We start from the raw sequence: 16,460 nt of genomic DNA on the forward strand, positions 1-16,460 counted from the left end.
GCTAGGCTCAGGGCTAATCAAAGAGGCTGAGCAAAAACTAGTTTCTTTCTAAGCCAAGAAGATGTCAAGCAAAATAAAAGCTTGACAAACTACAATGACTTACGGACTTGGTTTAGAATACAGAACCTATCTACTCTCACTGGTAAGTGCTACTCTAGGAAAGAAGCAAAGCCACCAGAATCTATCGAAGAGATTCAAGTACTACTCAATAAGCTTAACATCATGAATCAGCTTTTCTACCTATTTACAACTATTTAGTCACAATTTCATTACATCGGTTTTAATATACCTGAAAAAGACCTCAGATTAGAAAACTTTATGAAGAAGTGGGTCATATTTTGGAAACAACGTATAAAATTATCACAGAAAAAAGCGGCAACTGTCGCTTTTTTATTTGTTCTTAATTTGAATGCCAAATATCTTGGTTATATTGTTCAATCGTACGGTCAGACGAGAAGAAACCTGCTTTGGCAATATTATGGACAACTTTTGTCATCCAAAGTTCTTGATTTTCATAATCCGCCAACATTTTCTCTTTAACCTCGATGTATTCTTCAAGGTCAATCAAGGTCATAAACCAATCTTTTGAAATCAATTCTTTATAAAGACGGTCAAGGCGTTCTTCATTTCCAAGTTCTAGTAATTCCGAACTAATAATGAAGTTCACTGCTGCTTTAATGGCTGGATGATTATCATAGTAGTCTTTTGATACATAAGATGCTGAAGCATAAAGGTCAATAATCGTGTCTGAATCTTTACCAAAAGTATAAATATTTTCCATACCAGCAAGTTCTGCGATCTCAACATTAGCGCCGTCCATAGTGCCAAGTGTCAAAGCACCATTAAGCATGAATTTCATATTACCAGTTCCAGAAGCTTCCTTTGAAGCAAGAGAAATTTGCTCAGAAATATCTGTTGCTGGAATCAAGTGCTCAGCAACTGTTACATTATAGTTTTCCACAAGATGCACGTTCAGATATGGGCTGACCTCTGGATCATTGTTGATTAATTCCGACAAACAAAGAATCAAATGAATAATATCTTGGGCAATGATGTAAGCAGGTGCAGCTTTACCACCAAAGATAACAGTGATTTTACGTTTTGGAAGGTTACCTTTTTTAATTTCCAAATACTTGTGAATCACATAAAGAGCATTCATTTGTTGGCGTTTATACTCGTGGAAACGTTTAATTTGTGTATCAATGATTGAATCCTCATCAAGCTCAATCCCTTTATTGTCTTTAAGGTAACGTTTGAGTGTTAATTTATTATGGAATTTGATGTCTGCTAATTTAGCATGGACAGCTTTGTCATCCGCAAATGCCATCAATTTTTCTAATTTAGTGGCATCTGTCAAATAATCATCGCCAATTAATTCCTTGATATAATCAGCTAAATCTTGATTAGCAAATTCTAACCAACGACGGAAAGTGATACCATTTGTTTTGTTATTGAATTTCTCTGGGTAAAGGTCATAGAAAGCTTTCAACTCACTATTTTTCAAAATATCAGTATGAAGAGCAGCTACCCCATTAACACTCGTGGCAAAATGAATGTCCATATGCGCCATGTGGACGCGACCTATTTCATCAATGATTTGAACAGCAGGATTAGACACTTCCGCACGCACAAGGGCATCAAGTTTTTCGATAATGGTTACCAAATGCGGCACAACTTCGTTAAGGTAACCCAACGGCCATTTTTCAAGGGCTTCTGCAAGAATGGTATGGTTTGTGTAACCAACCATATTTTTCACAACAGATACTGCTTCATCAAAGTCAAAACCGTGTTTTTCAGTCAAGAGACGAATCAATTCAGGAATAACCATTGATGGATGAGTGTCATTGATTTGCACATAAGCATAATCAGCAAGGTCATGAAGGTTTGATCCACGTTCGATAGCCTCATCAAGCAATAATTGCGCTGCGTTTGAAACCATAAAATATTGTTGATAGATACGAAGCAATTCCCCATTTTTATCAGAATCATCTGGGTAAAGGAACAAGGTGAGGTTTTTAGCAATTTCCGTTTTGTCAAAGGAAATGCCCTCTTTAATCAAACCATAATCAACCCCCTCAATATCAAACAAGTTAAGGTAGTTTTTAGTATCATGTTTGTAACCTAAAACATCAATACGATCAAGGCGAGATTTCAAGGTAAAGTTTTTAAAAGGAACATCGTATGAAATGTCTGTTGGAACCAACCACGACTCAGCTCCAATCCAAAAGTTTGGTTCTGCTTCTTGCTCGTTGTGTTTGAAAACTTGCTTGAACAAACCACAGTGGTAATTAAGACCAACACCTTCACCATTAATGCCAAGTGATGACATAGAATCAATGAAGCATGATGCTAATCGACCAAGCCCACCATTACCAAGTGAGGGTTCTAATTCGACATCTTCAACTTCTGCAATGGATTTTCCGACAGCAGCCAGTTCTTCTTTAATGTCTTTATAGATGCCTAAATTAATAAGGTTATTTGAGAGTAATTTACCAATCAAAAACTCAGCTGAAATATAGTAAACTTTACGTTTAGCAGTATTTTTTGATTTTTGCTCCGCTGCTTTCTTGACAAAATTAAGCAATGACAAATAGATTTCTTCATTACTTGCTTCTGCGAGAGATTTTCCTAAGCGAGTTTCAGCATAGTCTGTAAAACGTTTCATATCTTCCTCTTTTCTTTCATTCTCTATGTTAGGTTAGATTGGCACGACCATATAGTTCTGTCAAGCGTGTTAAGTAGGCTTTATGCTCGTCAGTAATATCATCCGGACGCATCCGCCATTGCCAGTTACCCCCAACAGTATTAGGCATATTCATGCGACTATTTGCGGGTTTATCTAAAACATCTTGCATGCATGCGATCGCAATATGGCTAACCGTTGCAAATAAGGTTCTTAACATCGCATGAGTCATTTTTTCACCATCATGACGGTGCGTATAGGCATTAACATAAGCTTGCTGCTCCTCAGTCAGGTTTTCATACCAACCATTAACAACTTCGTTATCATGTGTTCCTGTGTAGGCAACATCATTGTAAGTACATGCATGAGGATTATCAATGCTTCGCCCTTCAATATCATAAAAACCAAACTCAAGAATTTTCATTCCCGGAAAAGCCGTCTGAGCTAAGAGGGCTCTTGCTTTGTCATCAATATAGCCAAGATTTTCTGCAATAACAGGAAGTGAACCTAATTTTTCAGCAACCGTTCTGAAAAGATCAAACCCTGGTGCTGGTTGCCATTGCCCATTTTTAGCAGTAGCATCACCACTAGGAATCTCCCAATAATCCGAAAAACCTTTGAAGTGGTCAATGCGGAGTTTGTCATAAATTTTAAAACTTTCTTGTATGCGATAAATCCACCATTCAAAGTCAGTTGCTTTATGATAATCCCAATTATAGATCGGATTTCCCCACAGCTGACCATCTTCACTAAAGCCGTCTGGTGGGCAGCCTGCAATAACCTTAGGTCGTTTAGCATTATCAACCTTAAAGAGACTTGGCATTGTCCAAACTTCGACACTATCAGCTGAAACATAAATTGGCATGTCACCAATGATTTGGATACCATTTTGATTAGCGTAATGTTTAAGCGCTAGCCACTGGTTAAAGAAGAAATATTGGGTAACTTTATGATAATTAATGACATCTACTAACTGTGAACGGTAAGACTCTAGTGTTTTTTCATCACGTTCAATAACAGCCTGATCATCCCATTCTTGTAAGGCTTTATTGCCAAAATGTTCTTTCATTGCCATAAACTCAGCGAAGTCTTGCAACCATGAAGCTGTCGCTTCAAAAGCTGCTAGGCGCTCAACTCCCTCTTGACTTTGAAGGAAATTTACCACCGCTTTTTCTAAAATAGGGCGCCGCTGTTTATATAACAAAGCGTAATCAACTGAAGTCACATCTGCCCCAAAATTCACATTACGATAATCATTTTCTGAGAGATATCCATCTTTTGTCAGCAATTCAAAATCAATAAAATGCGTATTTCCCGCAACAGCAGAAAACGATTGATAAGGTGAATCACCATAACTTGTTGTTGTGAGAGGTAAAATTTGCCAATAAGTTTGCTTGGTTTCCTTTAGAAAATTAACAAATTCAAAAGCTTCTTTACCAAATGTCCCGATTCCGAATTTTCCGGGAAGGGAACTAATATGCATTAAAATACCGCTTGCACGTTTAGCCATCATTTCTTCTCCTTGTGAAATCTATTTTATGATGAAATTATAACGCAACCGATTGCACAAGTCAACTATTTCTGAAAAAAAGTAGCCTCTCTTTGTAGAAATGCTACTTCTGCTAACGTAATACTAAGTAATGTCCCGAACACTTTCACGTTTTTTCAAAGTAAAAGGGACAAAAATTTTCTGACTAAGACCTTGTTCAGTCGAATTGATAATGGCTAAAAGCTGCTTAAAGGACGTTTTCCCAAGATGATCAACATTAATGTCAAAAGTCGTCAAATAAGGATGAATCAACTTAGAATAACTCGAATTATTAAAGGTAATGATTGAAATATCATCAGGAACTTTAATACCATAGAAAGATAATAACTGAATCATCCGGACAGATAAAACATCCCCAATAATAACAAGAGCGGTAGCCTTAAAGTCACGAATCCTGTCAATTAATGCCTCAACACTGACAGGATCTTTGCGATCAAATAACAGCATCGGTTGTGTTTCCAATGCCAACTTAAAACACCCCTTTAAATAGCCGATATAACGTTCTGAAGCAACTTCTGATACCAAATCATCTGTGATAAATAAAATCTGACGGTGCCCCTTTTGGTAGAGATGGCTCACCGCTGTCTTAGCCATTAATTGGTTATCATTGTCAATATAAGTGATCTTATTAGCATCTCCCTCAGGTGCCCCCACAATAACAAAAGGAATTCCGTTGCTCATTAAATAATTTCTGACAGGATCCTCTTGGTCAGAATAAAGAATAATAAAACCATCGACCCTCTTTTGAAGATGCATTAATTTAACTTGTTCTAGCAAGTCATCAAGAGACATGCCAGTTGCAATTGAAACCGTAAAATGATAGTGCTTAGCCTCATTGGTAATGGTTGATAAAATTTCCATAAAGAAAGGCTCACTAAGCCTATCATTTGTCATAATTGGCGGAAAAACAAGTCCAATATTATGTGTTAAGCCGCTAGCGAGCATCTGTGCAGCAACATTAGGCACATATCCCAAATCTGCCATTGCCTTTCTAACCTTTTCTTTTGTCTTTTGGGAAATTGATCGGTTATCTTTTAAAACCCTGCTAACTGTCGAAGGATTCACACCGGCTTTTTGGGCCACATCTTTAATTGTTACCATATTAACCTCATCACCTTATTCTCCTTTTATTCTCCTTGGATTATTACTACCTTGGAATTTTTCACTTGTATTTTGTTTCCATTATACAATTATCTTCCAAAAAATCAACTTCTTGTTTCTGCTTATAAAAATAGATGAGATTCCTGATAAAAAAAATAAAGTTTTTTTAAAAAAAGGCTTGACTTTTTCTGCAAGCGGTTGCATAATATTAAGTGTAAGAAATATATCTTAGGAGGAAATCGCTATGAAATCATGGCAAAAAGTTATTGTCGGCGGAGCAAGTTTGACACTTGCAAGTGCTCTACTGGTAGGATGTGGATCTGGTTCAAAAGATAAAATGGAATCAACCTCAGGCTCTGACTCAAAAACCATTAAACTTTGGGTTCCAACTGGAGCTAAAAAGTCATATGCAGATGTCGTTGCGAAATTTGAAAAAGATTCTGGCTATAAGGTTAAAGTCATCGAGTCAGAAGATCCAAAAGCACAAGAGAAAATCAAAAAAGATGCTTCAACGGCTGCCGATGTTTTCTCACTTCCTCATGACCAGCTTGGTCAACTTGTAGAATCTGGTACTATTCAAGAAGTTCCAGAAAAATACACTAAAGAAATTGCTGGAACAGCTACTGATCAGGCAGTTCTAGGTGCTCAGTACAAAGGAAAAACCTATGCATTCCCATTTGGAATTGAGTCACAAGTTCTTTTCTACAACAAAACGAAATTAGCTGCTGAAGATGTTGCTTCTTATGATACTATCACATCAAAAGCAACTTTTGGTGGAACTTTCAAACAAGCTAACGCTTATGCTACTGGTCCATTATTTATGTCAGTTGGTAACACACTCTTTGGTAAAAACGGCGAAGATGTTAAAGGCACAAACTGGGGTAATGAAAAAGGAGTTGCTGTTCTTAAATGGATTGCAGACCAAGCTTCAAACAAAGGGTTTGTTAGCTTAGATGCTAATAACGTGATGTCTAAATTTGGTGATGGTTCAGTTGCTTCATTTGAATCCGGACCATGGGATTACGAAGCTGCTCAAAAAGCGATTGGTAAAGAAAATCTTGGGGTTGCTGTCTATCCAAAAGTAACCATCGGTGGTGAGACTGTTCAACAAAAAGCATTCTTAGGTGTTAAACTTTATGCTGTTAACCAAGCACCAGCTAAAGGTGATACAAAACGTATCGCAGCTAGCTACAAACTTGCTTCATACTTGACAAACGCTGAAAGCCAAGCAAATCAATTCAAAACTCGTAACATTGTTCCGGCAAATAAAGACGTTCAATCATCAGAAACAGTACAATCAAACGAACTTGCAAAAACAGTTATCACAATGGGCTCTTCTTCAGACTATACGGTCGTAATGCCAAAACTTAGCCAAATGGGTACATTCTGGACTGAAAGTGCTGCAATTCTTAGCGATGCTTTCAACGGTAAAATCAAAGAAAGCGACTATCTTGCTAAATTGCAACAATTTGATAAAGATATTGCTGCAACCAAATAATCTCATTTCACGAATACCATATTAAAACAAGCGTAGAGATGAGTAACTTTTAAAAGCTATCCTGTCTGCTCATCTTTTGGGAGTGGAACTGAACGCCATTAAGATTTGTTGGGGTTTAGTCCCGCTCCTACTTGTTTTTGATGTTAAGTAAGTAGCTTAGTGCTACTTAAATTTTTAACGCCTTACTTAAAGGTTTACGTAACACTTAGCCACTTGATTTTTAACAAGAGATGTAACATGATTTACCGACTCTTGTATCCTAAAATAAAGGAGAATATATATGACTCAGTCAAGCTTGATACCACAAGTATCTGTGACAGAAGCCTTAAAAAAAGGAAGTTGGGATATTAAACTCTCTGCCATTATCATGGGATTTGCTAATCTTGCCAACAAGCAATTTATCAAAGGCTCCCTATTTTTAATCAGTGAAATTGTATTCTTAATTGCTTTTTTCTCTCAAGTCATTCCTGCTATCGGTGGACTTTTTACACTCGGTACACAAACACAAGGAATGGCAAATAAAACTGTTGATGGCATTAAGATCCAAGTTGCTGTTAATGGTGATAATTCGATGTTAATGCTCATTTTTGGGTTAGCATCACTTATTTTCTGTTTAGTTTTCGCTTATATTTATTGGTGTAATCTCAAAAGTGCCCGTAATCTCCACTTTCTGAAACAAAATGCTTTGAAAATTCCTACCTTTAAAGAAGATTTTGCCACTCTTGCTAATGGTCGTTTCCATATGGCCTTGATGGCAATTCCACTTATCGGTGTTCTGCTTTTTACCATTCTCCCATTGACTTATATGATCTGCTTGGCCTTTACCAATTTTGATCATAATCACCTTCCCCCAAAATCTCTTTTTGATTGGGTGGGACTTATCAACTTCAGCAACATCCTAAGTGGACGTATGGCAGGAACTTTCTTCCCTGTTTTCTCATGGACACTCATCTGGGCTGTTTTCGCAACTGTTACCAACTTCTTCTTTGGAATTATCTTAGCCCTGTTAATTAATACTAAAGGTTTAAAATTGAAAAAAATGTGGCGGACTATTTTTGTAATCACCATCGCAGTCCCTCAATTTATCTCTTTATTGATTATGAGAAATTTGCTTAATGATGAAGGTCCGCTCAATGCTCTCCTTAGTAAAATTGGGTTAATTCAAGACCCACTACCTTTTTTATCTGACCCTCTTTGGGCAAAATTCTCTATTATTTTTGTTAATATGTGGATTGGTATCCCTTTTACCATGTTAATCGCTACTGGTATTATCATGAATTTACCAAGTGAGCAAATTGAAGCGGCTGAAATTGATGGCGCAAGCAAATTTCAAGTTTTCAAATCCATCACTTTCCCTCAAATTCTCTTAATTATGACACCAACCTTGATTCAGCAATTTATTGGAAACATCAATAACTTCAATGTCATTTATCTCCTTACTGGCGGTGGTCCAACAAATTCAGAATACTATCAGGCAGGGACAACTGATTTGCTGGTAACATGGCTCTATAAACTAACCGTAACCGCTGCTGATTACAATTTAGCCTCTGTTATCGGTATCTTAATCTTTACAGTTTCAGCTATCTTTAGCTTACTTGCTTACACTAGAACTGCATCATACAAGGAAGGAGCGGCTAAATAATGAAAAACAAACGTCGAACTCAGCTTGGTTTGGTTTATGCCACCCTTATTATTCTATCAATCATTTGGCTTTTTCCAATTGCTTGGGTAATTCTAACAAGTTTCCGTGGTGAAGGAACAGCTTATGTCAATTATTTCCTCCCTAAAACCTTCACCCTTGAACACTACATCAAGCTCTTCACTAATGATACTTTCCCATTTGGTAAATGGTTTATGAATACTTTTTTGGTTGCAACCTTTACTTGTATCATTTCAACCTTTATCACTGTAGCAATGGCTTATTCACTTAGCCGTATTAAATTCAAATTCCGTAACCGTTTTTTGAAGCTAGCTCTTATCTTAAACATGTTCCCCGGTTTCATGAGCATGATTGCGGTTTATTATATCTTGAAAGCCCTCGGGCTTACTCAAACTCTCACAGCTCTTGTTCTCGTTTATTCAGCAGGTGCTGCTCTTGGATTCTACATCGCCAAAGGATTCTTTGATACGATCCCTTACTCACTTGATGAATCTGCCATGATTGATGGTGCAACCCGTATGGACATCTTCTTTAAGATTACCTTACCACTCTCAAAACCAATTATTGTTTATACTGCTCTCCTAGCTTTCATGGGTCCTTGGATTGACTTTATCTTTGCCCAAGTTATTTTAGGAGATGCCACAAGCAAATACACCGTTGCTATTGGACTCTTTTCAATGCTCCAGCCTGATACCATCAACAACTGGTTTATGTCCTTTACAGCTGGGTCTGTTTTAATTGCCATTCCAATTACTCTACTCTTCATGTTTATGCAAAAATACTATGTGGAAGGCATCACAGGAGGATCTGTTAAATAAGTCACACCACTCAAAAACTTCTGAAGACTTTTTCTTCAGAAGTTTTTTGCTATGCTAAATATCCCTAACTTGTCACTGTCCAATCAAAGAGTTAATCTCTAGCTCCTCCCACAATACCAAGCTGCTTGGCATACAGCGGGTTCACCTAAAGTCTTAATGAAGAATAGCATTCTCATCTTTCTTAGGCTTAGAAGCATTCTATTGTTACTTTCCCAACTGCTTATTATTTATATTTTGAGAATACCACTATGGTCAAATCCGTTAGCAACTGCTCTAGAAAATTTACATCACCCCGTTATACTCAAAAAGCACTCTCCACCGAGAATGCTGTTTTGGTCTGTCTTTTACAAATGTTCTAAAATAGTATCCCATGATTCGTCAATCCCAATACGATCAACGGCTGAAAAAATAATAAAAGAATCGGTTTGATCAAAATTCAACTGCTTCTTAAGCATTGACTCCTGCTTATTCCATTTCCCACGAGGAATTTTATCTGCCTTAGTCGCAACAATAATAACGGGAATTTCATAATACTTCAAAAACTCATACATCTGAACATCTTCTTTTGAAGGTTCATGGCGTAAATCAACTAAGCTGACAACTGCACGTAAATTATCTCTAGTTATTAAGTATTCTTCAATCATTTTACCCCATTTAGCTCGCTCACTTTTGGATACCTTGGCATAACCATAACCAGGAACGTCCACAAAACGTAGCTTATCATCAATATTGAAAAAATTTAACAACTGTGTTTTTCCTGGCTTGCTTGATGTTCTTGCCAAATTTTTTCGACCAAGAATAGTGTTAATAAAGCTAGACTTACCAACATTGGAACGCCCTGCCAAAGCAACTTCTGGCAAATCATCTTGTGGGTAGTGTGATTTATTGGCAGCGCTAAGTAAAATTGAGGCATTATGTGTGTTTAGAACTTGTTCTTCAGCCATAAAACCTCCTTAAGCTGTTTCTAGAATAGGTTTTGACTTACCTTCAACAGCTGCTTTTGTGATACGTACCTTGGTAATGTCTTCTTGACTTGGGACTTCAAACATAATATCTAACATGGTTTCTTCAATAATAGAACGAAGTCCACGTGCCCCTGTTTTGTGCTCAATAGCCTTACTAGCAATCGCTTCAAGAGCTCCTTTTTCAAATTCTAGCTCAACACCATCGTAAGATAAAAGTGCTTGATATTGTTTGATAAGAGCATTTCTTGGCTCTGTTAAAATCTGAACCAAGTCATCCGTGCTAAGCTGTTCAAGAGCTGCAACAACTGGCAAACGCCCAATAAATTCAGGGATAAGACCAAATTTTTGGATATCCTCTGAAATAATTTCTTGCATATAAGATGCATTCTCATCAATTTTACGGCTATTTTGACCAAAACCAATAATTTTTTCACCTAGACGTTGCTTCACAATATCTTCAATACCATCAAAGGCTCCGCCAACAATGAACAAAATATTTTTAGTGTCAATTTGAATCATTTCTTGATTGGGATGCTTACGACCACCTTGAGGCGGAACACTGGCAACAGTTCCCTCAATAATTTTTAAGAGGGCTTGTTGGACTCCTTCACCTGAAACATCACGTGTAATGGAAACATTTTCGCCTTTTTTCGCAATTTTATCAATTTCATCCACGTAAATAATGCCACGCTCTGCACGCTCAACATTATAGTCAGCTGCTTGGATGAGTTTGAGCAAGATGTTCTCAACATCTTCACCCACATAACCTGCCTCTGTTAGCGAGGTTGCATCTGCAATTGCAAAAGGAACATTTAAACTTTTAGCTAGCGTTTGTGCTAAGAAAGTTTTTCCAGAACCTGTTGGACCAATCATCAGGATGTTTGATTTTTGCAAATCCACATCTTCTTCGTCACGACTTTCTGTAAAAGAAACACGCTTGTAATGGTTGTAAACAGCAACTGCCAAGGCACGTTTTGCCCGATCCTGACCAACCACATACTGGTTTAAAATATCAAGGAGTTCTTTTGGTTTTGGCACTTCTGTTAAATCCGCAAGAACTTCTTCTGCCAATTCTTCTTTGATAATTTCTTGCGATAAGGCAACACACTCATTACAAATAAAAACATTATTTCCTGCGATAATTTTTTTGACTTCATCTTGGCTCTTGCCACAAAATGAACAATAAACCTTAATATCCTTACTACGATTTCCTGCCATCTTCCTTTAATTCTCTCTTACTTTCTCTTATTCATTCAATTTATTAGTCGGAATCCAATCCTAATACACTTTGAATCCCATAGCTTTTAAATCACTTACTCCTAAGCCAATTACATGCTTTTTCTTTTGCAATTTTTCGACATTAGATAAAGATGCCTTAAAATAATGTGCCGTAAAAGGCATGGATGCTATTAACCAGATTAGTAAAGGCATTTAATAAGAAAAGGATTGCCAAACCATAGCGATTTTTCCTAAAAGCTGGAATAGCACATAAGATACAAATCACACACAAAAAAGCCGTAAATACTCCAAAAATACTACGTTGCATAGCCTACCATCTCCTCAGATCATTGACACTTTAAAACAGTAACCGTAAAATCATAAGGATTTTTCTCATCCCTAGGATAGAAAGTTTGACTTTCTTTGATAAAACGACTCAAATCCAAAGTCGGTCGATAGGTATCACCTTCAAACTGGTGATGAACAACTGTTTTAATAACACGATCAAAGAAGCCATCAAAAGCTTCTAAAACCTTACTGCCACCAATAATATAGAGTGTTTTTTCTTGGGTATGGTACCAATCAAGTACCTCTTTAACACTGGACATCACCAAAGCCCCATCTACTTGATAGGTCACATCTCTTGTCATGACAAGGGTTTGGCGATTAGGTAACTGCCGATGATTCATGCCATCAAAGGTCACCCGCCCCATCAGAATTGCCTGATTTAAGGTTGTTTCTTTAAAATGTTGTAGCTCTTTTGGCAGATGCCATGGCAATTTCCCGGCAACACCAATAAGCCCCAGTTCATCTTCTGCCCAAATGGCAATTATTTCCTTTGTCATTACTTTTTTCCTTCAACTAAACCTTATCTATTTTATCAAATTTCTTCCTAAAATGCTTATAAAAAACTCTAGAAAATCCTGTTAAATAGCTAAATCAAAACGCAGTTGGGGAGCAACAGGTTCATAATCCTGCAACTCAAAGTCCTCTGGCTTGATAGCAAAGAAATCGGTACCATCTGGAACATTTAGCACCAGTTTGGGCTGACAATTAGTCGGTTGTCGCTTTAACAATTCCTGTGCCTGCGGAAATTGATTGTCATAAATATGCAAGTTATTGACAAAGTAAAAGAATTTACCGACTTGCCAACCAAAATGTTTGGCAACCATCATCTGTAGAGCAACATATTGCATGGCATTAATATGATGAGCAACCAACATATCATTTGATCGTTGTATTAAAGTGGCATCCAAATAAAGTTTACCATCAACCCGTCTGACATCAAACATGGTTTGAAAAGCACAAGGTAAAAGTCCTTCGGATTCTTCAAAAGCCTCATAGTCCCATAAAGAGATTACATTACGGCGATTCCAAGGGTTTTCCTCGAGTTGTTTGAGAATTTTTGAGATAATATGGTGCTTTCTAACCACCGCACCATAGCGTTGACCAATCGTACGGGTCTGACCGACTTCCCATTCATTCCAATAATGAACATGATACTTATCTTCTAATACATCAAGGCTGTTAGATTGATCCTGGTAAATCCAAAACACTTCTTTAATAGCCGACTTGATTGGAATTGGACGTAAGGTAGTGATGGGAAATTCTCCCTCAGCTAAATTATATTCTGTAAAAACTCCTGTGATGTATTTAGAATTAGCTGTACTGCCATCTTTATACTTGGGACGAGCCTGTTCGCTAAACACTCCTTCATCCATAATTTTTTGAATATTAGCTTTAAAAATTTGGTCTGCTTTTGTCATCTCAAATCCCTTTCTGTAACCGAACTTCATCTATTCTAACTAATTTTTCTAAAAAACACCAGAAGAAAAATTAGTTAGAAAAATGGACTGTCTTTAATTTTGATTTGAAAGGTAAAACTATCAGTTTTATTGCCCTAATTTTTTGATAAAATATGATAAAATGGATAGGACTCTAATAAAAAGAAGGATAACTATGAACATCGGAATTGATAAGATTGGTTTTGCAACCAGTCAATATGTCTTGAAACTAGAGGATCTTGCTCTGGCACGCAAAACAGATCCAGCAAAATTTAGTCAGGGATTAATGCTTGAATCATTTAGTGTTACCCCAATCACAGAAGATATTATTACTTTAGCTGCTGCTGCTGCTGACCAAATCTTGACAGCTGAGGATAAAGCTCGTATTGACATGGTTATTTTAGCAACCGAGTCAAGTGTCGACCAATCAAAGGCTGCTGCTATTTATGTGCATCATTTGATGGAAATTCAACCTTTTGCACGCTCATTTGAAGTTAAAGAAGCTTGTTATAGTGCGACAGCTGCTTTGGACTATGCCAAATTACATGTTGCATCAAAACCAAACTCACGAGTTCTTGTTATTACTAGTGATATTGCCAAATATGGTATTGATTCCGCTGGTGAAGCCACTCAAGGAGCTGGTAGCATGGCAATGCTAGTCACTACAAACCCTCGTATTCTTCAATTAAATGATGACAATATCGCTCAAACACGTGATATTATGGATTTTTGGCGTCCAAATTACAGTTCAACACCTTTTGTCAACGGGATCTACTCAACCAAGCAATACCTTGATTCTTTGGAAACTACTTGGAAAGCCTATCAGGAAAAAGAAGCTGCTCATTTGGCTGACTTTGCCGCCTTTTGCTTCCATATTCCTTTTCCAAAACTAGCCTTAAAAGGACTCAACATGCTTATGGATGACTCTTTATCAACTAACCGCAAAGAAATATTACTAGAAGCCTTTCAAGCTTCAATCATTTACGGTAAACAGATTGGTAATATTTACACGGGTTCACTTTATTTAGGATTGTTATCCTTGCTTGAAAATAGCAGTACGTTAAAAGCTGGCGATAAAATTGGGTTTTTCAGTTATGGCTCTGGAGCCGTTAGTGAGATTTTCTCAGGCCAGTTGGTAAAAGGTTATGAAAAAATGCTAATGCTAAATCGACAGACCCTGCTCAATCAGCGAAAACGTATTTCTGTTACTGAATACGAAGAGTTATTCTATGAGGAAATTCAATTAGACAAGAAAGGCAATGCTAACTTTAAGGACTACTTAACAAGTAAATTTGCCCTAACCGAAATCAAGGAAAACCAAAGACTTTATCAGATCAATGACAAAAACTAATATCAACTGGAGTGGATTCTCAAAGAGATCCTTTGACGAGCGACTGCCAATCATTGAACGATTTCAGCTGCTTAGTCCCGAAAACCTAAAACACTTAACAGCAGATCACTTATTGCCGATTCAAACAGCCAATCAAATGACGGAAAATGTCTTGGGGCGATTTGCCTTACCTTTTAGCATTGCACCTGATTTTTTAATTAATGGCTCAACGTATCATGTACCCTTTGTAACTGAAGAACCTTCTGTTGTCGCAGCTGCATCTTTTGCCGCTAAAATCATTCGACGGTCTGGAGGCTTTAAAACCTACATTCATAACCGCCAAATGATTGGACAGATTGCTTTATATGGCATTGATAAGATTGACAAAGCTAAGACAACTATTCTGGCTAAAACAGAAGAACTCCTTGCAACTGCCAACCAAGCTTATCCTTCCATCGTCAAAAGAGGTGGCGGCGCAAGACAGATTAGACTTGAACAAAAGGGATACTTCCTTATCTTCTATTTAACAGTTGATACCCAAGAAGCGATGGGAGCCAACATGGTTAATACCATGATGGAAGCTCTAGTTCCTGATCTTGAAGCATTATCTAAGGGGCATAGCCTAATGGCTATCCTCTCCAATTATGCAACGGAATCTCTGGTTACTGCCAAATGTCAGATTGACAGTTGCTTTTTAAGCCGTGATAAGGAGAAAGCACAGCAATTAGCCAAAAAAATGGAACTGGCTAGTCAATTAGCTCAGGTGGATCCTTACCGAGCAACCACTCATAACAAAGGAATTTTTAACGGCATTGATGCCGTAGTCATGGCTACTGGTAATGACTGGCGTGCTATTGAGGCTGGTGCTCATGCTTACGCTGCAAGAAATGGTTCCTATCAAGGTTTAAGTCAATGGCGCTTTGATCAAAGCCAACAGTTGCTTTTTGGTGAACTGACCCTACCCATGCCTATTGCAAGTAAAGGCGGTTCTATCGGACTCAATCCCACAGTCGCTATTGCCCGTGACTTTCTCAACTCTCCTGATGCAAAAACCTTAGCACAAGTGATTGTGGCAGTAGGTTTAGCACAAAATTTTGCCGCACTAAAAGCCTTGACATCATCAGGTATTCAAGCAGGACACATGAAACTACATGCTAAATCACTTGCACTTCTAGCAGGTGCCAGTGAACATGAAGTTGCTGCTTTGGTCAAAACCTTACTAGCGGATAAACCAATGACTCTAGAAAAAGCTACCACATATTTAAGCAAGCTAAGACAGTCAATAGATAACGGTAGCACTTAACTAGTTTCTTTTGTTTAAAACTTTTTTCCAACAAACAATAAAATGTTTCAATGTGAGATGACAAACTAATATTGCAACATTAGTATCCTATCACAAGATTGCTTCCAAGAAAAAGCCCCTTGTTATGTACTGCACCCCAAAAGTTGGACAAGAAATTATTGAAAGGATTTAGTTCTGTATGGTACGGGACTAAGTCCTTTTAATTTTGTTTTGATTCGTTTGTTGTAATAAAAAATGTATTCGGTAATGGCTTGTTCGAGTTCGTCCAGTGATTGATAGGATTTCTCAAAACCATAAAACATCTCAGATTTTAAAATGCCAAAGAAAGATTCCATCATACCATTGTCAAGGCTATTGCCTTTGCGAGACATCGAAGGGCGAATGCCTTTAGAAGCCAAGAAATGATGATAAGATTGGTGTTGATATTGCCAGCCTTGGTCACTACGAAGAATAGTTCCCTCATAATGATTGGCTGGAAAAGCTTTCTTAAGCATGGTTTCAACCTGCTTCAAGTCTGGAAACCTAGATAGTGTAAAATCAATAATCTCGCT

General features: G+C 37.5%; 14 protein-coding genes. 5 read left to right on the forward strand and 9 right to left on the reverse strand.

Going from position 1 to position 16,460, the window contains the following annotated elements:
- Positions 1–400 precede the first annotated feature (400 nt).
- The 3 genes from glgP to H346_RS0102315 all read right to left on the reverse strand — a co-directional run bounded on the left by glgP (position 401) and on the right by H346_RS0102315 (position 5,333).
- Positions 401–2,665 carry a glycogen/starch/alpha-glucan family phosphorylase gene (gene glgP, locus H346_RS0102305; protein ID WP_027969662.1) on the reverse strand — a complete coding sequence of 755 codons (2,265 nt, stop codon included), beginning with the start codon at positions 2,663–2,665 and terminating at the stop codon, positions 401–403.
- A 28-nt stretch (positions 2,666–2,693) separates the two neighbouring features.
- A complete protein-coding gene (malQ, locus tag H346_RS0102310; protein ID WP_027969663.1) occupies positions 2,694–4,193 on the reverse strand; it encodes a 4-alpha-glucanotransferase in 1,500 nt (499 codons plus the stop codon).
- Positions 4,194–4,316: 123 nt separating this feature from the next.
- Positions 4,317–5,333, reverse strand: a complete 1,017-nt coding sequence (locus tag H346_RS0102315) for a LacI family DNA-binding transcriptional regulator (protein WP_027969664.1) — start codon at positions 5,331–5,333, stop codon at positions 4,317–4,319.
- Between the two features lie 244 nt (positions 5,334–5,577).
- Between H346_RS0102315 and H346_RS0102320 the strand changes: the two genes are divergently transcribed.
- The 3 genes from H346_RS0102320 (at position 5,578) to H346_RS0102330 (ending at position 9,309) form a co-directional block, all read left to right on the forward strand.
- A complete protein-coding gene (locus H346_RS0102320; RefSeq protein ID WP_027969665.1) occupies positions 5,578–6,831 on the forward strand; it encodes an extracellular solute-binding protein in 1,254 nt (417 codons plus the stop codon).
- A gap of 280 nt (positions 6,832–7,111) precedes the next feature.
- Positions 7,112–8,473 carry a carbohydrate ABC transporter permease gene (locus H346_RS0102325; RefSeq protein ID WP_027969666.1) on the forward strand — a complete coding sequence of 454 codons (1,362 nt, stop codon included), beginning with the start codon at positions 7,112–7,114 and terminating at the stop codon, positions 8,471–8,473.
- Entirely contained in the window at positions 8,473–9,309 is an 837-nt protein-coding gene (locus H346_RS0102330) for a sugar ABC transporter permease (RefSeq protein ID WP_027969667.1), read from the forward strand. Before H346_RS0102325 ends, H346_RS0102330 begins: the two co-directional genes overlap by 1 nt.
- A gap of 344 nt (positions 9,310–9,653) precedes the next feature.
- On the opposite strand, the gene yihA is transcribed toward H346_RS0102330, so the two are convergent.
- The 5 genes from yihA to H346_RS0102355 all read right to left on the reverse strand — a co-directional run bounded on the left by yihA (position 9,654) and on the right by H346_RS0102355 (position 13,258).
- Positions 9,654–10,253: a ribosome biogenesis GTP-binding protein YihA/YsxC gene (yihA, locus tag H346_RS0102335; protein ID WP_027969668.1), complete on the reverse strand. Its 600-nt coding sequence runs from the start codon at positions 10,251–10,253 to the stop codon at positions 9,654–9,656.
- Between the two features lie 9 nt (positions 10,254–10,262).
- Positions 10,263–11,492: an ATP-dependent Clp protease ATP-binding subunit ClpX gene (gene clpX, locus H346_RS0102340; protein WP_027969669.1), complete on the reverse strand. Its 1,230-nt coding sequence runs from the start codon at positions 11,490–11,492 to the stop codon at positions 10,263–10,265.
- 157 nt (positions 11,493–11,649) lie between these two features.
- Positions 11,650–11,820, reverse strand: a complete 171-nt coding sequence (locus H346_RS10445) for a hypothetical protein (RefSeq protein ID WP_027969670.1) — start codon at positions 11,818–11,820, stop codon at positions 11,650–11,652.
- A gap of 19 nt (positions 11,821–11,839) precedes the next feature.
- Positions 11,840–12,337, reverse strand: a complete 498-nt coding sequence (locus tag H346_RS0102350) for a dihydrofolate reductase (RefSeq protein ID WP_027969671.1) — start codon at positions 12,335–12,337, stop codon at positions 11,840–11,842.
- Positions 12,338–12,418: 81 nt separating this feature from the next.
- Entirely contained in the window at positions 12,419–13,258 is an 840-nt protein-coding gene (locus H346_RS0102355) for a thymidylate synthase (protein ID WP_027969672.1), read from the reverse strand.
- A gap of 193 nt (positions 13,259–13,451) precedes the next feature.
- Here H346_RS0102355 and H346_RS0102360 point away from each other — a divergent pair, with 193 nt between their 5' ends.
- Together H346_RS0102360 and H346_RS0102365 are read left to right on the forward strand one after the other, a co-directional pair.
- Positions 13,452–14,627, forward strand: a complete 1,176-nt coding sequence (locus H346_RS0102360; protein ID WP_027969673.1) for a hydroxymethylglutaryl-CoA synthase — start codon at positions 13,452–13,454, stop codon at positions 14,625–14,627.
- Positions 14,614–15,909 (forward strand): hydroxymethylglutaryl-CoA reductase, degradative, encoded by a 1,296-nt coding sequence (locus H346_RS0102365; protein WP_027969674.1) that lies wholly within the window; start codon positions 14,614–14,616, stop codon positions 15,907–15,909. The genes H346_RS0102360 and H346_RS0102365 overlap by 14 nt, the downstream gene beginning before the upstream one ends.
- 155 nt (positions 15,910–16,064) lie before the next feature.
- Here the strand turns inward: H346_RS0102365 and H346_RS0102370 are convergent.
- Positions 16,065–16,460 (reverse strand): IS3 family transposase (locus H346_RS0102370; protein ID WP_027969675.1); only part of this gene is annotated, 396 nt, incomplete at its 5' end.

It is taken from the genome of Streptococcus castoreus DSM 17536, from assembly GCF_000425025.1.
Lineage (GTDB): Bacteria > Bacillota > Bacilli > Lactobacillales > Streptococcaceae > Streptococcus > Streptococcus castoreus.